The organism is Arthrobacter sp. TJ-240, assembly GCF_058269195.1.
On record NZ_JBZCNG010000006.1, the window covers coordinates 39,013 to 58,020 of the forward strand.

Below are 19,008 nucleotides of genomic sequence, written 5' to 3' on the forward strand. Positions count from 1 at the left end.
AGTGCCGGCCCGGCGTACGCAGCCGCGACGTTCCGGCCTCGTGCGCAGGTTCCTTCCCCCGCCTCGCCCATCAGTCCGGCGCTCGCGTCGCCCATCAGTCCGGCGCTCGGTCCGGTGCAGCCGATTCGAGCGAATCGATGGCCCTGAAAGGCACCGTGAGCGCGTCGCGAACGTTCGCCGCGCGCCGCTCCTCGCCGGTCGCCACCAGCCCGAGCTCCAGGAAGTCGGCGCCGACGCGGTCGATCACCCCGGTGTGACGCGAGTCCGCTCCCAGCCATAGCGCGACATGGACCCGGTCCCGGGACAGGCCCCGCACGGCCGACCCCAGCCCGAGCCTCGCCCGGACGCCCGACGGCGCCTGCCCCACCCCGCGGCCCAGACCTATGAGTGACTGCAGGGACGACAGCGGCACCAGCACCGATCGCCCCTCCACCACCAGTGAGACCCAGTCGGACCCGACATGCGTCAGGACACCCGAGAGGAAGCGGCCGCCGGAGGTGGAGGCCCCGATCGGCAGGCCGACCTGACCGAGAAGCCGCTGCACCAGTGTGAGGCGCGACTGCTCCATCCGGGTACGCTCCCTGATCTCGCTCTCCTGACCCACCTCCAGCGCGGCGTGGAGCTGTGACTCCAGATCGGCGAAGAGGGCTTCCCAGCGCATCCCCCCAACGTAGGGGGCAGGCCTCGGAGCGTCAATCAGCCTCAGAAGAAACAAGTATAAGCAAGTGTAGACAAACCTCGCCAAACTACATCAAACTAATGCCGGAGAGGGGAACGATGATGAAGACTGCGGATGCGGTACACGCCGGCTTGATCCTGGCCTGCGGGGTGGTGATGGCGGCGGCCGGACGGGTCCTGCTGGGATCATCTGGCGGAGCGCTGGACATCGATGGCGCCGTCGGTGCCTCACTGTCGGTGCTCGGCATCGGGGTCGTCGGCCTCTGGATGCTGACGCTCGTCCTGGCCTTCGTGGCAGAGCTGCTCCTGCGTCGCGGTCCTTCGGCCGCCGCGACGCTGGCCCTGCGGTGCACGCCGGCGCTCATGCGCCGACTCGCCGCCGCCCTGCTCGGGATGAACCTCCTCGCGATACCCACGCTGGCACAGGCCGCACCTGGCGGACCGGACGGCAGCGTGGCAGTCCCTGCCGCTGCCGGCTCGCCCGGAGCGGAGATCGGCAGCCCGGCGGACGCCGGCAAAGCCGAGGACACCGCTTCCGACGGCGGGGTCCCGGCATCCTCGGGATCGCCCTACTGGTCGCCCATGACCGTCTCCGGCGGCCCCGGGCACGGGGACCCCGCCCCCGCCGGGCCCGGACGTGATGAGCCTGCGCCCCCGGTACCCCCGGTACCCCCGGCCTGGGAACCGGCGCCGGTGCCCGCCGGCGGAAGTCTTCTGGCCCGACCCGGGACCAGGACGACGGTCGGGTCCGCGGAGGTCGTCGTGGCCCCCGGTGACTCGCTGTGGTCCATCGTCGCCTCCCACCTCGGTCCGCTCGCGACCGCAGCGGATGTGGCGGACACCTGGCCTGCCTGGTACGACGCGAACCGCGCCATCATCGGGGAGGACCCGTCCCTCGTGATGCCGGGCCAGGTCCTGACGGCGCCGCCCTAGTCCGCTGCACCACCACCTCCTCGCCGCCCGTTACACCCGGACGGGACAGTCACCGGACCGGGCCGGCGGCGGACAGGACGTCACGCCGCACGGGAACACCCCCGACGGCTCTGCTGCCGTCGTACCCGTCCACCCGTCGGCGCCGTGCCTCCAGGCACCGGCACCGGCACCCCGAAGGACCGAACCCCGGAGAGGACCAGCATGCCTGCCATCACCCGGCTCGACCACACCAGGGCCGAGCCCCTGGCCGCCGCCAGCGGCGCTCCCCACCCGCTCGTGCCTACCGCCCTTCGGCCGGGCGGCACTGCGGCGGGCACCGTCACCGATCTACGGCCTCCCGAGGATCCTCTGCGGGAGGACACAGGAGGCGCGGCTTCCTCGAACCCTCTGCAGCGCGACGTGCACGGCGCGGGCGGGCTCACGGGCCCACTCCCGTCCACACAGACAGCCGAGGACCCCGAGGGCATCCGTCGCATCTCCGACATCGCCCGCTCGGTGGCCCAGGGCGCCCTGGAGGTGCTGGACGGAACCCGTCCCCTGCAGCAGCTGGCCCGCTGGCTCGATGCGGGGAACTACGAGCGGCTGCAGCTGCGCGCCAATCTGGTGCGCTGCATCCACGACGCCCCGACCGGCCGCAACCGCGGCGCGGTGTCGAGTGCGAACCGCCACGTCGCCGTCCGCTCGGCACGCGTCTGCCCGGTCAGCCCCGGCGTCTACGAAGCGTCCGTGGTCGCCTACGACCGGAAACGCGTCCGCGCCGTTGCTCTGCGGATAGAGCAACAGCGCGGGGCGTGGCGGGTGACCGCCCTGGAGATCGGCTGACCTACTTGCGCCTGGCCTTCTTGCCACCCGCCGGCGCGGCCTGCGGCTTGTTGCGCTCCACGTGCACCTCCGCGTCACCCTGTGCGTTGGGCGCGGTGAAGTTGAGGGTGGCCGGCTTCGCGGGAGCGTCCAGTCCCGCGGCCTTGATGGTCGGCGGCTGGACGATGTTCCGGCCGTCCGTCACACCGGGCAGTCCCGTCTGTGCAGGTGCGGAACTCTCGACCTCGAGGTTGAAGAGGTAGCCGATGCTCTCCTCGCGAATCGATTCCATCATGGCCTGGAACAGGATGAAGCCCTCCCGCTGGTACTCCACGAGCGGGTCCCTCTGGGCCATGGCCCGCAGACCGATGCCCTCCTTGAGGTAATCCATCTCGTAGAGGTGCTCCTGCCACTTCCGGCCGATCACCGACAGGACGACGCGGCGCTCCAGCTCCCGCATGGTCTGCTCCCCGAGCGCTTCCTCGCGGGCCTGGTAGGCCAGCTTCGCGTCGGAGAGGATCTCTCCGTGCAGGAAGTCGCGGGTCAGGCGTGACTTCCCGCCGGCCTCCTCGATGACCTCGTCCGCGGTGAGCGTTATCGGGTACAGCGTCCTGAGATTGGTCCACAGCAACTCGTAGTCCCAGTCGTCGCCGTGGCCCTGCTCGGTGGCCTCGTCGACCATTGCCGTGATGACGTCCTCGAGGAAGAACTGCACCTTCTCCTTGAGGTCACCGCCCTCGAGGATCCGGCGACGGTCGCCGTAGATGGCCTCGCGCTGGCGGTTCAGGACGTCGTCGTACTTCAGGACGTTCTTGCGCTGCTCGGCATTGCGGCCCTCCACCTGGCCCTGTGCGTTCTCGATCGCCTTGGATACGAGCTTCGACTCGAGGGCCACGTCGTCGGGCATGGTGGCGCTGTTCATGATCCGCTCCGCACCCCCGGAGTTGAACAGCCGCATCAGGTCGTCGGTCAGCGACAGGTAGAAGCGGGAGCGTCCGGGGTCACCCTGGCGCCCCGACCGGCCGCGCAGCTGGTTGTCGATGCGTCGGGACTCGTGGCGCTCCGTGCCGAGCACGTACAGGCCGCCGAGATCGCGGACCTCGTCCTGCTCGGCCTTCACTGCATCCTTGGCGGCTTCGAGGGCGGCCGGCCACTTGGCCTCGTACTCCTCGGGGTTGTCCGCCGGGTCGAGCCCCAGCTTCTCGAGGGCGGCGACGGCGTTGAACTCGGCGTTGCCGCCGAGCATGATGTCGGTGCCGCGTCCGGCCATGTTGGTGGCCACGGTGACCGCGCCCTTCCGGCCGGCCTGAGCGATGATCGCGGCCTCGCGTGCGTGGTTCTTCGCGTTCAGCACCTCATGGCGCACCCCGGCCTTCGCGAGCTGCTTGGAGAGGTACTCGCTCTTCTCCACGCTCGTGGTGCCGACGAGGACCGGCTGGCCGGTCTCGTGGCGCTCGATGATGTCCTTGACGACGGCATCGAACTTCGCGACCTCGTTCTTGTAGATGAGGTCGGAGAGGTCCTGGCGGGCCATGTCCTTGTTCGTCGGGATGGGCACCACACCGAGCTTGTAGGTCGACATGAACTCGGCGGCCTCGGTCTCGGCCGTGCCCGTCATGCCCGAGAGCTTGTCGTACAGGCGGAAGTAGTTCTGCAGGGTGACGGTGGCGAGCGTCTGGTTCTCCGCCTTGATCTCCACGCCCTCCTTGGCCTCGATGGCCTGGTGCATGCCCTCGTTGTAGCGGCGGCCGGCGAGGATGCGACCGGTGTGCTCGTCGACGATCATGACCTCGCCGTTGATGACCACGTAGTCCTTGTCGCGCTTGAACAGCTCCTTGGCCTTGATGGCGTTGTTCAGGAACCCGATCAGCGGTGTATTCGCGGACTCGTACAGGTTGTGGATGCCGAGGTAGTCCTCGACCTTCTCGATCCCGTCCTCGAGGACGCCGACGGTGCGCTTCTTCTCGTCGACCTCGTAGTCGGTGTCGACCGACAGCTTCTGGACCACCTTGGCGAACTCGTTGTACCACCGGTTGACGTCGCCCGACGCCTGGCCGCTGATGATGAGCGGGGTGCGCGCCTCGTCGATGAGGATCGAGTCGACCTCGTCCACGATGGCGAAGTTGTGGCCGCGCTGCACGAGTTCGGCGGCGCTCCATGCCATGTTGTCGCGCAGGTAGTCGAAGCCGAACTCGTTGTTGGTGCCGTAGGTGATGTCCGCCGCGTACTGCTCGCGGCGCGCCGCGGGATCCTGCTTCGAGAGGATGCAGCCGCTGGTCAGGCCGAGGAACCGGTACACGCGGCCCATCAGGTCCGACTGGTACTCGGCCAGGTAGTCGTTGACCGTGACGACGTGCACGCCCTTGCCGGTCAGCGCGTTCAGGTAGGCGGGAGCAGTGGCGACGAGGGTCTTGCCCTCACCGGTCTTCATCTCGGCGATGTTGCCCAGGTGGAGGGCGGCGCCGCCCATCAGCTGGACGTCGAAGTGGCGGAGGCCGAGGGTACGGCTCGAGGCCTCGCGCACGGCGGCGAACGCTTCCGGCAGCAGCTCGTCCAGGGTGGCGCCGTCCGCGTAGCGCTTCTTCAGCCGGTCGGTCTCCCCGCGCAGCTCTGCGTCGGACATCGCGCGGAACTCGTCCTCGAGGACATTGATGGCGTCAGCGTAGTTGCGGAGTCGCTTCAGTGTCTTCTTATCGCCGGTGCGTAGAACTCGTTCAAGAAGTGATGGCACTGGTATCTGCTCCCAATCTGATGCTGCCCAAAGATGGCCTGCCTAGTCTACGTGAGTGACGTCCGGAGCCCCGCTTTGGTTCCCGGGTGGGGACCGGCGTCGCCGCTCCACGTGTCCGCTCAGAGTAGCCTGCCGACCTGCACGGCGAGTGCGGGCGCGAGGTTCCCCCGGTCGGAGACGACGACGTCGGCCAGGCCCAGCCACTGCGCGAGGAGGCGCAGCTCGTCGGCGAGCTCGGGCGCGGTGTCCGCAGGGGCATCCGGCTCGGCGTGGCAGGCCTGCACCAGCAGGCGGCCGGCGGCGCGGTCGGCCTTCAGGTCCACGCGGGCCACGATGGAGTCCCGCAGGAGGAAGGGCAGCACGTAGTAGCCGTGGACCCGCCGCTCCACCGGGGTGTAGATCTCGATGCGGTAGTGCATGCCGAAGAGCCGCTGCAGACGGCTGCGATCGAAGACGAGGGAGTCGAACGGGCTCAGCAGGGCCCTGCCCCTGGCCTGCCGGGGCAGGGTGACGGCCGGGTCGAGGTACCACGGCTCCGTGCCGCCGTCGACGGTCACCGCCTGCAGGGCGCCGGCGCCCACGAGCCCGTCGAGGGCCGCGCGCGTCTCGCGGACGGGCGTGCGGAAGTAGTCGGCGACGGAGCGGGCGGGTGCGACACCGAGCGCCCCCGCGGCGCGGCCGACCAGGACCGTGAGGGCGTCCGTCCGGTCCGGCTCCTCGGCCGCGAGTGCGGCGTCGGGCAGCACTGCCACGATCGGGGCGTACAGACGTTCGAACTGGGGCGTGCGACCTGCCGATCCGATCTCGCCACGTGCGAAGAGGTCTTCCAGGACGCGCTTGGCCGCGGTCCACCGCCAGCCCCAGCCTTCATCCGGTCTCGTTGCGTCCCCGCCGAGGCGTCGCTGGATGTCGGCGGCGGTCAGCGGGCCGCCGGAGCCGAGGATCTCGCCGATGCCCGCCTCGAGGGGGCCACGGACCTCCGCGGGGACGCTGGTGGCGTCCATCCAGGTCCGCCGTTGCCAGACCCGCAGGTGCGGGAACAGCTCGGGCGGGACGAGGCTCGCCTCGTGGGCCCAGTACTCGACGAGTCTGCGCGGAGCCCGGGAGTACAGGGCGTCGAGATCGGCCGGCGCGTAGGAGCCGAGGCGCGAGAACAGGGGAAGGTAGTGGGACCGGGCGAGCACGTTGACCGAATCCAGCTGGAGCACCTGCAGTCGCTGGGCGGCCGCATTGACGGCACGGCGCGACGACGGAGCGGCGATGCGCGGCCGGTGGAGGCCCTGTGCGGCGAGGAGGATGCGCCTGGCCTGCGCGGTGGTGAGGTTCGGCATGGTCTCCTGCACGGCACTGCCTCCGCGCGGGGCGCGGAGGCAGTGGATCGGACGTAGGGACGCGCCGGGCGCGCCCTGTCGGCGGTGGCGCCTAGGCGGAGGCGGCTTCCTGGGCGCGGTAGGCGAGGAGTTCCTCGTGGGGCTCCTCGGTTCCTTCGGCGCACTTCGAATCGAGGGTGATGACGCCGTAGGTCCAGCCCTGACGCCGGTACACCACCGAGGGCGCTCCGGTCGCGGAGTCGACGAAGAGGTAGAAGTCGTGGCCGACGAGCTCCATGTTGTCGACGGCGTCGTCCAGGGTCATCGGGATACCGGAGAAGACCTTGCGGCGGATCAGCACGGGCGAATCGCCCGCGGGCACGTCATCCGGCGACGAGTACGCGTCGGTGTCCTCCGGCTGCGGGACGGGCTCGGTGGCCGTCGGCTCGACGCTCGGCGTCTCGAGGTAGAGGGGCTGCGTAGGATCGGCCGGTTCGAGGTCCGCCGTGGCGACCCTCACGGCCACCGGGGTGTGCCGACCGTGGTGGACCTTCCGCCGGTCCCGGGCGCGGCGCAGGCGCTCGAGGAGTTTCGCGTAGGCGAGGTCGAACGCGGCGAACTTGTCGGCCGCAGAGGCCTCCGCCCGGACGACCGGACCCCTGCAGAGGACCGTGAGCTCCACTGTGAGGGAGGTGTCCGCCATGCGCGCGCTGGGCTCCTTGGTGATCTTCGCGTCCACGCGCTGCACCTTGTCGCCGAGCTGCTCTATCTTGTCGATCCTCTCCGTCGCGTACTCACGGAAACGGTCGGATACCGCCAGGTTTCGACCATTGATGACAAATTCCATGGTGCCCTCCACATCGCTAGGTGACACGACGACGGCCGAGGCATTGAGCAGAGCCGCCGCCGACGGGTACGGACCATCACTGGGTACCCGTCTCATCACGGTAGTTCACGCCCCTCCTTTATTCATCCACCGACGCTCAGGAAGTTCCGGTGGCCTGCCGGGAATCCGAAGGGCACTGCTCCCGGGCTCGGGGCCGCGCGCCGCGGGTGACGATGTCGCCGCCACGACGACTGCTCCGAGCACCCGCGCACCGGCGGCAGTCAGGACGCGGTGCGCCTCGCCGATCGTCGCACCCGTGGTGAGGACGTCGTCCACGATGAGGCAGTTCCTGCCGGCCAGGACGTGGCGGGAACGTCCGGTCACGCCCATGGAGTCCAGGACGCCGGCTCGCCGTCGCCGGCGGCCGAGGCCTTTCTGGCCCCCGCGCAGACCGGGCAACGACGCCGATGCGGAGCGGACGAGCGCGGGCGCTCCGCCCCGCCGCAGGGCGGTCAGCAACCGCCGTACCGGCGGGATCTGCCGGATGGCCGCCGCAAGGAGCGTTCCCGCGGGCAGCGCGCCCGCGCGGTCGAGGCGGGACAGGAGCAGCATCAGGGGATCGTAGCCGCGTCGACGGCGCGACGAGCCCCGCGTGGGCACGGGTACCAGCAGCACGGGACGGGCCGGGGGCACCGAGGACGCCGGGGACACCGGTGACGCCGGGGACACCCATGTGCCGGCGGCGGCATGCAGCACCCCGCCCAGGGCTGCTGCGACGGGCATCGCCAGGTCGACGTGCCCGTGGTTCTTGAACGCCAGGAGGACCACCGAGACGGCGCTGCCGTACCGGCCGGCGGCGAGGACGGGCAACGGACCGAAGGCGGATGCGGCAGAGTCCGGCGGGTGCCGGCTGCGCACCGCCCCCTCATGCGGCAGCGGCCTGACGGGCGGCTCGTCGGGCAGTTCGACGGGCAGTTCGACGGGCAGTTCGACGTCGGGCAATGACTCGGCGCCCTCCTCGGCCCGGAAGGGCCGCGCGGTCGCCCGCCGGAACGCCCCCAGACACCGGGCACACAGGGACGTGTCCCAGGTGCCGCACACCACGCACGACGACGGCAGGACGAGCGCGGCGAAGGCGCAGAGGGCGCGGGCCACGCGCTGGTAGGCGCGGCCGACGACGATCCCGTCGAGCTTGCGGGCGAGGGACGTGCTGAACGCAGGGGCTGGGAAAGGAGCGCGCATGCCTCCAGCGCATCACGCCGGAAGCGGGCGGACTCGGCCGGGCCCGGCTATGTGGATACCCCTAGCCGGGGAAGGCCGGGTCGCGGACATCAAGCTGCTCGTCCACCCAGCTGTTGCCGATCCGCGCGTACAGCGTGTCACCGGCCTGCGCGTACAGGGTGTCCTCCGCGTCGGATCCTGCGCTGATGGCGCGGACGCCGACGAGGGCCGCCATGGTCTCCTGTTCGCCGTCGAGCTGCAGGATGACGGGCACGGCTTCCACGTCGGCTCCGAGGGACGACGCCACGATGGTGCTCTGGCCGGCCCAGGCGGCCGTATCGATATCCCCGGGCAGGGGCAGCATCAGCGGCGTGGTGAGCGCCTGCGGCGTGCCGTCGGGAGTGCGGGTGATGCCGGCGACCAGCAGTTCGCTCGTCCCGCCGCGGTCCGCGACGATCAGCGCCCGTGCCCCGTCGCGGGAGACCCGCAGCTCGTCGACCCTCCGGTCGCCGAGCCAGCCCGCCGCGAGGACGGTCGCGTTCGCCTCCGTCCCGCCCGGCGGGACGGCGAGGATGGAGCTCCGCCCTCCTGCGGCCCTGCTGGTCCAGACCCAGTTCTCCGGGTCGAAGGAGGGCCGGGTCAAGGCGGTGCCCTTCACCACCGCACGGGCCTCGCTGCCCGGGGCGGTGACGAAAAGCGTGGTCCCGTCCCCGTTCAGGAAGGCGTAGGCGCTCCCCGACACCGAGGCTGCCGGGGTGCGTGGCTGCAGCGCGGCCACGCTCGGCATGCCGTCGATCGGGACGATGGCGCCATCGCGCACCCGCACCAGCTCGCCGTCCGCGATGGCCACCTGCTCTCCACCGACGTCGGGCGTCAGCTCGGGCACCACGAGCTCGGGTGCGGCCTCACCGAGTTCGATGGGCTGGCCGCTGACCATCTCCACGGTCGTGACGTCGTTCAGCCCGAGCAGGTTCTCCTGGAGCTGCTGGTTCATCTGCTGCAGGCCGAGGCTCGTGGCATCCTGGAGGACCCCGGAGGAGAACTCGACGGACGCCGTACCGGAGGTGATGGGCACCGAGTCACGGGCCAGCGTCACCCCCTCCGGGAAGGCACTGGTGACGGAACCCTGCAGGTAGGGCGCCGGACCCGCGAGCATGGCGCTGACGATCCTGGCCGTCACCCCGGTCCTACGGACGAACCATCGGGCATCAGGTACCCAGTAGCGGAAATTGCTGCTGTAGAAGTAGAGGTTGTGCGAGATGAGGAGGTCCCGGGCACTGCTCTGGGCGAGCATGATGCCGTCGGGGATCTCGTCGATCCGCCATTCCCCCAACACCTGCACCATGCGGACGCCGAGCGTCTCGGAAGCGGGAACGGCGCTGTTGGTCCTCAGCCCTCGGGAGTCGACAGTCCCGGTCGTCTCCAGCTGGATCTGGTAGACACCCTCGGTCTCTCGCTTCTCCACGCGTGGATCAGACCGGAACAGGACGATCCGTTCTTCCGGTTTCCAGGTCTTCGCAAGTTCGGGGGTCAGGAACTGGCGGGCCACGCTGTACCCGTCGCCGGCGCCCGTCCCCGCGGTGATGAAGTCCCTCAGGATCCGCTCGGGGGTCGCGCCCGGCGCCGGGCCCTCGGGGTCGAAGGCGGGCGCCACCGCGTCGACCTCTGCCTCCGCGGCAGGGATCACCCCGACCGGTCCCCGCGTGGGGATCTCCGAACAGCCGGTGAGGACCACGAGGCACGCCACCAGCAGGGCGGCGAGGAGCGCCCGTAACGTCCTGCCGGCGGCCCGGTCGGCGGTCCAGGCGCCGCGTGTCGTCCTACTGCTTCGCACTGCTCTCCCTCGTGGTGATCCCTTGCACGCCCTGGCTGCCCTGGCCGCCGTGGTCCTCGTGCCCTGCCTCGTGCCCTGCCTCGTGTCCTGCCTCGTCCGCGGACGCTCCGCGGGCGCGAGCGGCCACGGGCGGCAGGGCCAGGGGAGACGACGTCAGCACGGCGCCCTGGTGCCGCGGCACGGTCAGACGGAAGCATGCTCCCTCGCCCGGTCGGCCCCATGCCTCCAGCCACGCCCCGTGCAGCCGCGCGTCCTCGGTGGCGATGGACAGACCGAGGCCGCTGCCGCCCGTGGTCCGGGCACGCGCCGGGTCGGCCCGCCAGAACCGGTCGAACACTCGGGACGCCTCGAGCGGCGTCATACCGATCCCATGGTCGCGGACCGCGACCGCGACGGCTTCCGGGTTGCACGCTATGTGGACGTCGACCGGGCGCCCCTCCCCGTGCTCGAGCGCGTTCACGATCAGGTTGCGCAGGATCCTGTCGATACGGCGCGAGTCGGCGTCCACGATGCATCGTGTCTCGCCCGAGACGACGGACAGCTCGATGCCCAGCCTCTCTGCGAGCGGCTGCGCGCCGTCGAGGGCGTGGTGGACGAGCTGCACCATGTCCACGGATTCGGCTTCCAGGACCGCGGCGCCGGCGTCGAAGCGGGAGATCTCGAGCAGGTCCGCGAGCAGGGCCTGGAAACGCTCCACCTGGTCGAACAGGATCTCCGCCGACCGCTTGTTCACGGGATTGAACTCGTCCCGCGCGTCGTACAGGACCTCCGCCGCCATCCGCACCGTGGTCAGGGGCGTCCTGAGTTCGTGCGACACGTCGGAGACGAAGCGCTGCTGCATCTGGGACAGCTGGGCCAGCTGGGTGATCTGGTCCTGCAGGCTGGCCGCCATACGGTTGAAGGAGGCTCCGAGCCGGGCCACCTCGTCCTCGCCGGTGACCTCCATGCGTTCCTGCAGCTGACCGGAGGCGAGCTTCTCCGACACGGACGCGGCATGGCCGACCGGCAGGACCACGCTGCGTGTCACGTACCAGGTGATGCCGCCGATGACGATCAGCAGGATGACCCCCACCAGCCACAGGACGCGGTGGATGGAGTCGAGCGTGGCCTGCATCGACGAGAGGTCGTAGTACACGTAGAGGGCGTAGGGGCTGCGCTCGGGCGGCAGCTGGACCTGTGTGCCGAAGGCGAGCCCCGGCGCGTCCGGCTCGCCGTTCTCCGTCACGGGGATGGTGATCGGCGTCCAGTACACGTCCTGGCCGCTGGTCACCGCCTGCTGGAGGTCCTCGGGAATCATGCCCGCCGTGGCGCCGTCCTGGCTCACGGTCACCGGGATGAAAAGCCCCTCCCCGTTGGTGATCGGGACCAGCATGGCCTGGCGGGGTGCGTTCGTCCTGCTGCCGACGAGCGCATTGACCGAGTCGAGCACCAGCCGATTCGTCGTGTCGCGGTCCGTCGCGGAGGAGTCCCGGAAGACGGCCTTGGTGGAGGTCAGGGCGGAGCGGGCCTCGGCACTGAACTGGTCGAAACGCTCCTCGTAGAGCGCGCTCGCGATCTGGTTGGACAGGAAGCCGCCGACGGCCACGAAGGACACCGAGGTGAGAAGCATCGTCGCGACGACGGTCCGGAACTGCAGCGACCGGCGCCAGCTGCGCGCGATGGAACTCAGCAGGACACGAAGGCGCCGTACGCCGCTTCGCAGCCGGGTCGCGGAACGGGTCGCGACAGAGGAGCCGACCGGGTGGGGCAGGACAGCGGAACCGGCCGCGGCGGCGTCGGGCGCCGGCGATGGCCCCGACCCATGAGGGACGCCGGGGTCGCCGGCGCTGCCCCCCGCGCCCTGCGCGTCAGCCCTGTCCGGCCTTGTATCCGACACCACGCACCGTCAGGACGATCTCGGGTGCCTCCGGATCACGCTCGATCTTCGAGCGCAGCCGCTGCACATGGACATTGACGAGCCGGGTGTCGGCGGCGTGCCGGTAGCCCCAGACCTGTTCGAGGAGCAGCTCGCGGGTGAACACCTGCCACGGCTTCCGGGCCAGGGCCACGAGCAGGTCGAACTCGAGCGGCGTGAGCGAGACGCGCTGGCCCGCCCGCGTGACCTCGTGGCCTGCGACGTCGATGCTCACATCGCCGATCCGGAGGGTCTCCGGCGCCTTCGACTCGGCCGGGCGGAGCCGGGCGCGCACGCGGGCCACGAGCTCGGCCGGCTTGAAGGGCTTGGGGACGTAGTCGTCGGCGCCGGACTCGAGGCCACGGACGACGTCGGACGTGTCCGACTTCGCCGTCAGCATCACGATGGGGAGGTCCGATTCACTGCGGATCTGCCGGCACACCTCGATTCCGTCCATACCGGGCAGCATGAGGTCCAGCAGCACGAGATCCGGCTGGGTCGAGCGGAACACGCCCAGCGCCGCTGCGCCGTCGGCGCAGAAGACGGGGTCGAACCCGTCGTTGCGGAGGACGATGCCGATCATCTCGGACAGGGCCTCGTCGTCGTCGATGACCAGAATGCGAGCCTTCATACCCCCATACTGTCCCATCGGACGTGCAAAGTCCCATCAGCCCCACCGTGTGCTGTGTTCCGGAGGTCCAGGAGCGTTGCCGGCGGGCGCGCGGCTGGCCGGCCGGCGTGGCCGCCCAGCCTATGATGCAGGGGGGAGCTGCGGACAGACCTCCCTGGAGCATCCGAGCGAGGGGACGCCATGAGTGATCAGGTGAAGGGTCAGCCGGACGACGGGCTGCCCCCCGGCACATCGGACGGCCGGCGCGACGGCGATGGTCCGGCCTTCCAGCCCGCACCCCCCGCACCCCCCGCACCCCCCGCACCCCCGGCACCCCCGGCACCGTGGCAGTCGCCCGGGACGCCCACCCCCGACGAACAGGGCTGGGGCGCCCCCTACCCGCCGCAGGGCCCCGGACCGCAGCAGCCCGGCCAGGGCTGGGGACCCGGCTTCCCGCCACAGGGCCCCGGACNCTTCCCGCCACAGGGCCCCGGACCGCAGCAGCCCGGCCAGGGCTGGGGACCCCCCTACCCGCCGCAGGGTCCCGGACCGCAGCAGCCCGGCCAGGGCTGGGGACCCGGCTTCCCGCCGCAGGGCCCCGGACAGGGCGGGAGCCCGTACGGCGCGCGCCCCTTCCCGCAGGGGCCCATGTACCAGGCGCCGCCCAAACCGGGCGTCATCCCGCTCCGGCCGCTGGGCCTCGGGGAGATCCTCGACGGTGCCTTCCAGGCCTGCCGCAGGAACCCGGTGGCCACGTTCGGCAGCGCGATCCTGCTGCAGGCCGTCGTCGCGCTGGTGACGGTGCTCCTGCTCGGCAACGTCGTCTCGTCCTTCGAGGTGCTCGAGGCCGAGAATGCGACGACCGACAGCATCATCGCGGCCGTCGCCGGCTTCGGCGTGGTCGCCACGATCACCGGGGTGGTGTCAGCGGTGGCCCTGCTCGTGCTGCAGGGCATCCTCGTGATCCCGATCGCACGGGCGGTCATCAACCAGCGGACCTCCTTCGGCCAGGCATGGCGGATCGCCCGCGGCCGTATCCTCCCCCTGCTGGGCTTCGGACTCCTGTCCTTCGCTGCAGGGCTCGTGGGTCTCTCCCTCGTGGTCGGGATCTCCGCGCTGGCCGTCCTGGGACTCGAGGAGTACTCGGCCCTGGTCATCGTGCCGCTCGTGCTCGGCGCCGTGGCCCTGCTCATCTGGGTGAGCACCAAGATCGTGGTCGCACCGGCGACCCTGATGCTCGAGGGGACCGGCCCCTGGACGTCCGTCAAGCGATCCTGGTCCCTGACCCGGGGCAACTGGTGGCGGACGTTCGGGATCGTCCTGCTGACGAGCCTCATCGTGTCGATCATCGCGTCGGTCATCTCCACACCCCTCACGTTCGCCGTCTCGCTCGTCTTCGGCTTCAGTGCCAGCGCCTCCGCAACGCCCGATGCCCTCGACTCGATCCCCCTGCTCCTCGCGACGCAGGCCATCACGGCGCTCTTCTCGGCCATCGGCTACGCCTTCCAGGCCGGCGTGACCTCCCTGCTGTACGTCGACCTCCGTATCCGCCGCGAGGGCTTCGACGTCGTGCTCATGCGTGAGCACGAGCGGGCAGGCACGGGACCGAGCGACATCCTCCCCGGCGGCACCCCTCCCGGCACCTCCTTCGGGCACCGGCCTGGAGGGCCCGCGTGAGAGGCACCCCGACCATCTTCCGCCGGGACCGCCCGTGACCATCGGTCCGGAGGCCCTCACACCGGACGCGGACGAGGCCCGCAGGCTGCTGCAGGACGAGCTGGCGAAGGCCGCCTACGTGGAGGCGCAGCCCAACATCTTCGAACGCATCCTCGCCGACGTCCTGCGCTCCCTCGGACGGCTTCTCGACGGCATGCAGGGGCTCGGGTCGGGACCCGGCACACTGCTGGTCGCGATCGGCGCAGCGGCCCTCATCGTCGTGGCCGTCGTGCTCGTCCGGCCGCGCCTGAACGCGCGCGGGCGGAAACAGGAGGCCGTGGTGTTCGAGGACGGCGCACGGCGCTCCGCCGACCACCACCGCCGCCGGTCCTCGGAGCTGGCCGCCCTGGGGAACTGGAACGGCGCCGTGGCGGAGCTGCTGCGCGCGATCATCCGCTCGGCGGAGGAACGCGTCGTCATGGAGGAGCAGGCCGGCAGGACGGCGACGGAGGCGGCCGTGCAGCTCGGCGGCATCTTCCCGTCCCTGGCGCCCGAGGTCGCCTGGCTCGCCGACCGCTTCAACGAGACCCACTACGGCAGCGGCACGGCGACAGCGGACGACCACCGGCGTGCCGCCGCTCTCGACGCGCAGCTGACCGCCGAGCGCCCCTCCGCGCGCCAGCGCACGACGACGCCGGCGGCACCGCGATGACGCGCGGGACGCAGGAGACCGGCGTCCGGGGAACCACCGTGCAACCGAGCGCGGCGCCGCGTTCCGAGGTCATGGGCGACGGCGGGAGTGCCGCGGCCACCGCACGCCGGCGTCTCCGTCGCTCCCTGCCCCTGCTGGTCGGCGCCGTGGTCCTCGCGGTGATCGTGCTGCTCAACCTCCTGCCCGGCGCGGAGGAGGACGACCGCCCGCTGTCCCCGGGCAACCCGGCACCCCAGGGCGCGCGGGCCGTGGCGGAGGTCCTCGCGAGCGAGGGCGTCGACGTCGTGCGCGTCGACTCGTACAACGACGCACTCGAGGAACTGGACGCCGGGCCGGCGACGCTCTTCCTCAACGATGCCCGGCAGTACCTCAGCGCCACCCAGGTGGCGGAGCTGACAGGAGCATCGGTGCGTGCCGTGCTCGCGGCGCCGGGGGCCCGGCAGCTCACCGCCCTCGAGCAGGAGTTCACCCAGCTCGGTTCCGCTCCCCTGGACTTCGGCGACGTGCCCGCAACGTCCGCCGAATGCTCAGACGACGCGGCGACGGCGGCGGGCACCCTCTCCGGGACCGGGACGGTCTACGCCGGTGACGTCGAGTGCTTCCCGACCGTCATCGACGGTGCGACGGACGGTGCGACGGACGGTGCGACGGACGGTGCGACGGACGGTGCCGACGGCGACTCCGGCGCCACGACCGGCGGCCTGTACACCACGAGCTCCGACGGCGCGGTCGCCGTGCTCGGGGCCCCGTCGATCCTCTCCAACGAGTCGATCACAGCGGAGGGCAACGCGGCCCTCGCCCTGCGCGCCCTCGGATCCGCCCCGACACTCGTCTGGTACGAGCCGACCGGCGCGGACGTCGTCTCGAGCGGTGAGGGCATCGATCCCCGGACGCTCCTGCCGCCGTGGGTGGACCCGCTGCTCGTGTGGCTGCTCGTCTGCGCCGCGCTCGCCCTGGCCTGGAAGGGACGACGCCTGGGGCCGCTGGCGGTCGAGCCGCTGCCCGTCGTCGTCCGGGCCGCCGAGACGGCGGAGGGCCGCGCACGGCTCTACCAGGACTCCCGGTCGGTGGCGCATGCCGCGGCCAACCTGCGGGCGGCCGCGCTCACGCGCATGGCCCGCCGGCTCCGCGTGGACCGCGCGGCCCCGGCGGGCGAGGTCATCGACGCCGCTGCCCGGCACAGCGGGCGGTCCCGCCTCGACCTGGAGCAGCGGCTGCTCCACACACCGACCACGGATCGCGAACTCGTGCTGTGGGCACAGGAGATCCTCGACCTCGAGAAGGAGATTCGATCATGAACGATTCCGCCGGCCGGCAGGACGGGCCCCCGCAGGCGCCTCCCGCCACACCCCCCGCCGGGGCGCACCAGGCGACACGCGTCGCGGAACGGGACGAGGCGCCGGACCACGGGCCGGACGCCTCCCGGCAGGCGCCCGGCCGGGAGGACCACGACGGCGAGGCCGCCCGGGCCGCGCTGCTGCGGGTCCGCACGGAGGTGGGCAAGTCGATCGTGGGTCAGGACGCGGCGGTGACCGGTCTCCTCATCGGCCTGCTCGCCGACGGGCACGTCCTGCTGGAGGGCGTCCCCGGTGTGGCGAAGACCCTGCTCGTCCGCACCCTCGCCACGGCCCTGGACCTCGACACCAAACGCGTGCAGTTCACGCCGGACCTCATGCCCGGCGACATCACCGGCTCGCTGATCTACGAGTCGAAGACCGGCGAGTTCACCTTCCGGGAAGGGCCTGTCTTCACCAATATCCTCCTCGCGGACGAGATCAACCGCACGCCGCCGAAGACGCAGGCCTCGCTGCTCGAGGCCATGGAGGAACGCCAGGTCTCCGTCGATGGCGTCTCACGCCGCCTTCCGGGTCCGTTCATCGTCGCCGCAACGCAGAACCCGGTCGAGTACGAGGGCACCTACCCCCTGCCCGAGGCGCAGCTCGACCGCTTCCTGCTCAAACTCACCCTCCCGCTCCCGGGCCGCGACGACGAGATCGAGGTGATCCGCCGCCACAGCGTCGGCTTCGACCCGCGCAACCTCGGCGCCGCCGGCGTCCGCGCGGTCGCCGGCGCGGAGGACATCGACCGCGCCCGTGCCGCCGTGGCCCGCGTCGCGGTCGCACCGGAGGTCCTCGCCTACATCGTGGACGTCGTGCGGGCCACGCGGTCCTCGCCGTCGTTCCAGCTCGGCGTGTCCCCCCGCGGCGCCACCGCACTGCTGAACACCTCGCGCGCCTGGGCCTGGCTCTCGGGCCGCTCCTTCGTGACCCCCGACGACGTCAAGGCCCTCACCCTCCCCGCGCTCCGACACCGTGTGGCGCTGCGGCCCGAGGCGCAGATGGACGGCGTGGGCGTCGACGACGTGCTCGGCGGCATCCTCGGCACAGTCCCCGTCCCCCGGTAGGACCCCACCCCCACCCGCTCCGGTCGCCACTGCGCCCGGACCCGAGAGGAGCTTCCGTGGTTCTCACCGGCCGCCTCGTCCTGCTGGCGCTGCTCGGCGTCGTCCCCGTCGTCCTGTTCCCGGGCGCGACGTCGATCCTGCTGTGGGCGGCGCTCCTCACCGCAGTGACCGCACTCGACCTGGCCCTCGCGGCGTCGCCCCGGCGTGTCGGGATCGTGCGCGAGCTGCCCGAGGGCGTCAGGCTCGGCGAGGAGTGCCGTAGCGCCCTGGTGCTGCGCAACGACACCCACCGTCCGCTGCGCGCCACGGTGCGGGAGGCCTGGCAGCCGTCGGCCGGTGCCGCCGATCCGGAGCAGGCCGTTCACGTGCCCGCCGGCGAGGCGCGCCGGATGACGGTGCGCCTGCGTCCCACGCGCCGCGGCATCCTCCGGGTGGAGACCGTGGCCATCCGGAGCGCGGGGCCGCTCGGCATCGCCGCCCGGCAGGTCACGGTGCCGGCGCCGGGGGCGCTACGGGTACTTCCGTCCTTCGCCTCGAAGCGGCACCTGCCCTCCAAGCTGCGCCGCCTGCGCGAGCTGGACGGCGCGTCGGCCGTGCAGATCCGGGGCGCGGGCACGGAGTTCGACTCCCTGCGGGACTACGTGCGCGGTGACGACGTCCGTTCCATCGACTGGCGGGCGACGGCCCGACGACGCGACACCGTGGTGCGGACCTGGCGGCCGGAGCGCGACCGCCGCGTCGTCGTCGTGCTCGATACCTCCCGCACGTCCGCCGCGCGGGTCCTCGACGAGCCGCGCCTCGACACCGGGATCGAAGCGGCACTGCTGCTGTCCGTGCTCGCGGAGCGCGGCGGCGACAAGGTCCACTTCCTGGCGTTCGACCGCCGCCTGCGCGCCCGCGTCGACTCGACCGCGAAGGGCAACCTGCTCGCTTCGCTCGTGACCGCGATGGCGCCGCTCGAGGCCGAACTGATCGAGGCCGACTGGTCACGCGTACCGGCCCAGGTACGGGCCGTATCGCCGCACCGCAGCCTCGTGGTCCTGCTGACGTCGCTCGACTCGGGCGCTGTGGAGGAGGGCCTGCTGCCGGCGCTGCCTGGCCTCACGGAACGCCACGTCGTCGTGGTCGCCTCGGTCCGCGATCCGCGCCTCGAGGAGATGGCGGCCGACCGCTCGACGGCGGCGGCGACGTTCCGTGCCGCCGCGGCGGAACGCGCCCTGCTGGACCGGGCGGCGGTGGCCGACCAGCTCCGTCTCGTCGGCGCGGAGGTCGTGGACGCGGTGCCCGCGGAGCTCCCCCCGCTCCTCGCCGACACGTACATCAGGCTGAAGGCCACAGGCCGCCTGTGAGGGGCTTCGACCCGCCACGGCCCGCAGACCCGCCTACCACGCGCTGCCG

General features: G+C 71.6%; 15 protein-coding genes. 7 read left to right on the forward strand and 8 right to left on the reverse strand.

Annotation, left to right across the window (positions count from 1 at the left end; all coding sequences use genetic code 11):
* Window positions 1-94: 94 nt before the first annotated feature.
* Entirely contained in the window at window positions 95-661 is a 567-nt protein-coding gene (locus AC4D2C_RS14565) for a hypothetical protein (protein WP_490915577.1), read from the reverse strand.
* A gap of 119 nt (window positions 662-780) precedes the next feature.
* On the opposite strand from AC4D2C_RS14565, the gene AC4D2C_RS14570 reads away from it, so the two are divergent.
* Complete coding sequence (locus tag AC4D2C_RS14570; RefSeq protein ID WP_490915578.1) at window positions 781-1,611, forward strand: LysM peptidoglycan-binding domain-containing protein; 831 nt, start codon at window positions 781-783, stop codon at window positions 1,609-1,611.
* A 201-nt stretch (window positions 1,612-1,812) separates the two neighbouring features.
* Window positions 1,813-2,433 (forward strand): Rv3235 family protein, encoded by a 621-nt coding sequence (locus AC4D2C_RS14575; RefSeq protein ID WP_490915579.1) that lies wholly within the window; start codon window positions 1,813-1,815, stop codon window positions 2,431-2,433.
* 1 nt (window position 2,434) lies between these two features.
* Here the strand turns inward: AC4D2C_RS14575 and secA are convergent, their stop codons facing one another.
* The 7 genes from secA to mtrA all read right to left on the reverse strand — a co-directional run bounded on the left by secA (window position 2,435) and on the right by mtrA (window position 12,859).
* Window positions 2,435-5,143 (reverse strand): preprotein translocase subunit SecA, encoded by a 2,709-nt coding sequence (gene secA, locus AC4D2C_RS14580; protein WP_490915580.1) that lies wholly within the window; start codon window positions 5,141-5,143, stop codon window positions 2,435-2,437.
* A gap of 119 nt (window positions 5,144-5,262) precedes the next feature.
* The gene (locus AC4D2C_RS14585) at window positions 5,263-6,474 is read right to left on the reverse strand and encodes a winged helix-turn-helix domain-containing protein (RefSeq protein WP_490915581.1); all 1,212 of its coding nucleotides are present in this window, start codon (window positions 6,472-6,474) and stop codon (window positions 5,263-5,265) included.
* A gap of 91 nt (window positions 6,475-6,565) precedes the next feature.
* Window positions 6,566-7,300, reverse strand: a complete 735-nt coding sequence (hpf, locus tag AC4D2C_RS14590) for a ribosome hibernation-promoting factor, HPF/YfiA family (protein ID WP_490907635.1) — start codon at window positions 7,298-7,300, stop codon at window positions 6,566-6,568.
* 105 nt (window positions 7,301-7,405) lie between these two features.
* The gene (locus AC4D2C_RS14595) at window positions 7,406-8,521 is read right to left on the reverse strand and encodes a ComF family protein (RefSeq protein ID WP_490915582.1); all 1,116 of its coding nucleotides are present in this window, start codon (window positions 8,519-8,521) and stop codon (window positions 7,406-7,408) included.
* 61 nt (window positions 8,522-8,582) lie between these two features.
* Window positions 8,583-10,334, reverse strand: coding sequence for an LpqB family beta-propeller domain-containing protein (locus AC4D2C_RS14600; protein WP_490915583.1), 1,752 nt, complete (start codon window positions 10,332-10,334; stop codon window positions 8,583-8,585).
* Window positions 10,321-12,210, reverse strand: a complete 1,890-nt coding sequence (gene mtrB / locus AC4D2C_RS14605) for an MtrAB system histidine kinase MtrB (RefSeq protein WP_490915584.1) — start codon at window positions 12,208-12,210, stop codon at window positions 10,321-10,323. The genes AC4D2C_RS14600 and mtrB overlap by 14 nt, the downstream gene beginning before the upstream one ends.
* The gene (gene mtrA, locus AC4D2C_RS14610) at window positions 12,182-12,859 is read right to left on the reverse strand and encodes an MtrAB system response regulator MtrA (protein ID WP_490907639.1); all 678 of its coding nucleotides are present in this window, start codon (window positions 12,857-12,859) and stop codon (window positions 12,182-12,184) included. Before mtrA ends, mtrB begins: the two co-directional genes overlap by 29 nt.
* 627 nt (window positions 12,860-13,486) lie before the next feature.
* Between mtrA and AC4D2C_RS14615 the strand changes: the two genes are divergently transcribed.
* The 5 genes from AC4D2C_RS14615 to AC4D2C_RS14635 are packed head-to-tail and all read left to right on the forward strand — an operon-like array spanning window position 13,487 to window position 18,959.
* The gene (locus AC4D2C_RS14615) at window positions 13,487-14,515 is read left to right on the forward strand and encodes a DUF7847 domain-containing protein (RefSeq protein ID WP_490915778.1); all 1,029 of its coding nucleotides are present in this window, start codon (window positions 13,487-13,489) and stop codon (window positions 14,513-14,515) included.
* A gap of 34 nt (window positions 14,516-14,549) precedes the next feature.
* A complete protein-coding gene (locus AC4D2C_RS14620; protein WP_490915585.1) occupies window positions 14,550-15,206 on the forward strand; it encodes a DUF4129 domain-containing protein in 657 nt (218 codons plus the stop codon).
* Window positions 15,207-15,244: 38 nt separating this feature from the next.
* Window positions 15,245-16,504: a DUF4350 domain-containing protein gene (locus tag AC4D2C_RS14625; protein WP_490915586.1), complete on the forward strand. Its 1,260-nt coding sequence runs from the start codon at window positions 15,245-15,247 to the stop codon at window positions 16,502-16,504.
* Window positions 16,501-17,610, forward strand: coding sequence for an AAA family ATPase (locus AC4D2C_RS14630; protein WP_490915587.1), 1,110 nt, complete (start codon window positions 16,501-16,503; stop codon window positions 17,608-17,610). Before AC4D2C_RS14625 ends, AC4D2C_RS14630 begins: the two co-directional genes overlap by 4 nt.
* 56 nt (window positions 17,611-17,666) lie before the next feature.
* Window positions 17,667-18,959, forward strand: a complete 1,293-nt coding sequence (locus tag AC4D2C_RS14635) for a DUF58 domain-containing protein (protein ID WP_490915588.1) — start codon at window positions 17,667-17,669, stop codon at window positions 18,957-18,959.
* The last annotated feature ends 49 nt before the right edge of the window (window positions 18,960-19,008 follow it).

Excerpts from the sequence above, each read along its gene's own strand:
- AC4D2C_RS14575 (WP_490915579.1), top strand. The coding sequence starts at position 1,813 with ATGCCTGCCATCACCCGGCTCGACCACACCAGGGCCGAGCCCCTGGCC.
- AC4D2C_RS14630 (WP_490915587.1), top strand. The coding sequence starts at position 16,501 with ATGAACGATTCCGCCGGCCGGCAGGACGGGCCCCCGCAGGCGCCTCCC.
- mtrA (WP_490907639.1), bottom strand. The coding sequence starts at position 12,859 with ATGAAGGCTCGCATTCTGGTCATCGACGACGACGAGGCCCTGTCCGAG.
- AC4D2C_RS14565 (WP_490915577.1), bottom strand. The coding sequence starts at position 661 with ATGCGCTGGGAAGCCCTCTTCGCCGATCTGGAGTCACAGCTCCACGCC.
- hpf (WP_490907635.1), bottom strand. The coding sequence starts at position 7,300 with ATGGAATTTGTCATCAATGGTCGAAACCTGGCGGTATCCGACCGTTTC.
- AC4D2C_RS14595 (WP_490915582.1), bottom strand. The coding sequence starts at position 8,521 with ATGCGCGCTCCTTTCCCAGCCCCTGCGTTCAGCACGTCCCTCGCCCGC.
- AC4D2C_RS14585 (WP_490915581.1), bottom strand. The coding sequence starts at position 6,474 with ATGCCGAACCTCACCACCGCGCAGGCCAGGCGCATCCTCCTCGCCGCA.
- AC4D2C_RS14615 (WP_490915778.1), top strand. The coding sequence starts at position 13,487 with ATGTACCAGGCGCCGCCCAAACCGGGCGTCATCCCGCTCCGGCCGCTG.
- AC4D2C_RS14570 (WP_490915578.1), top strand. The coding sequence starts at position 781 with ATGAAGACTGCGGATGCGGTACACGCCGGCTTGATCCTGGCCTGCGGG.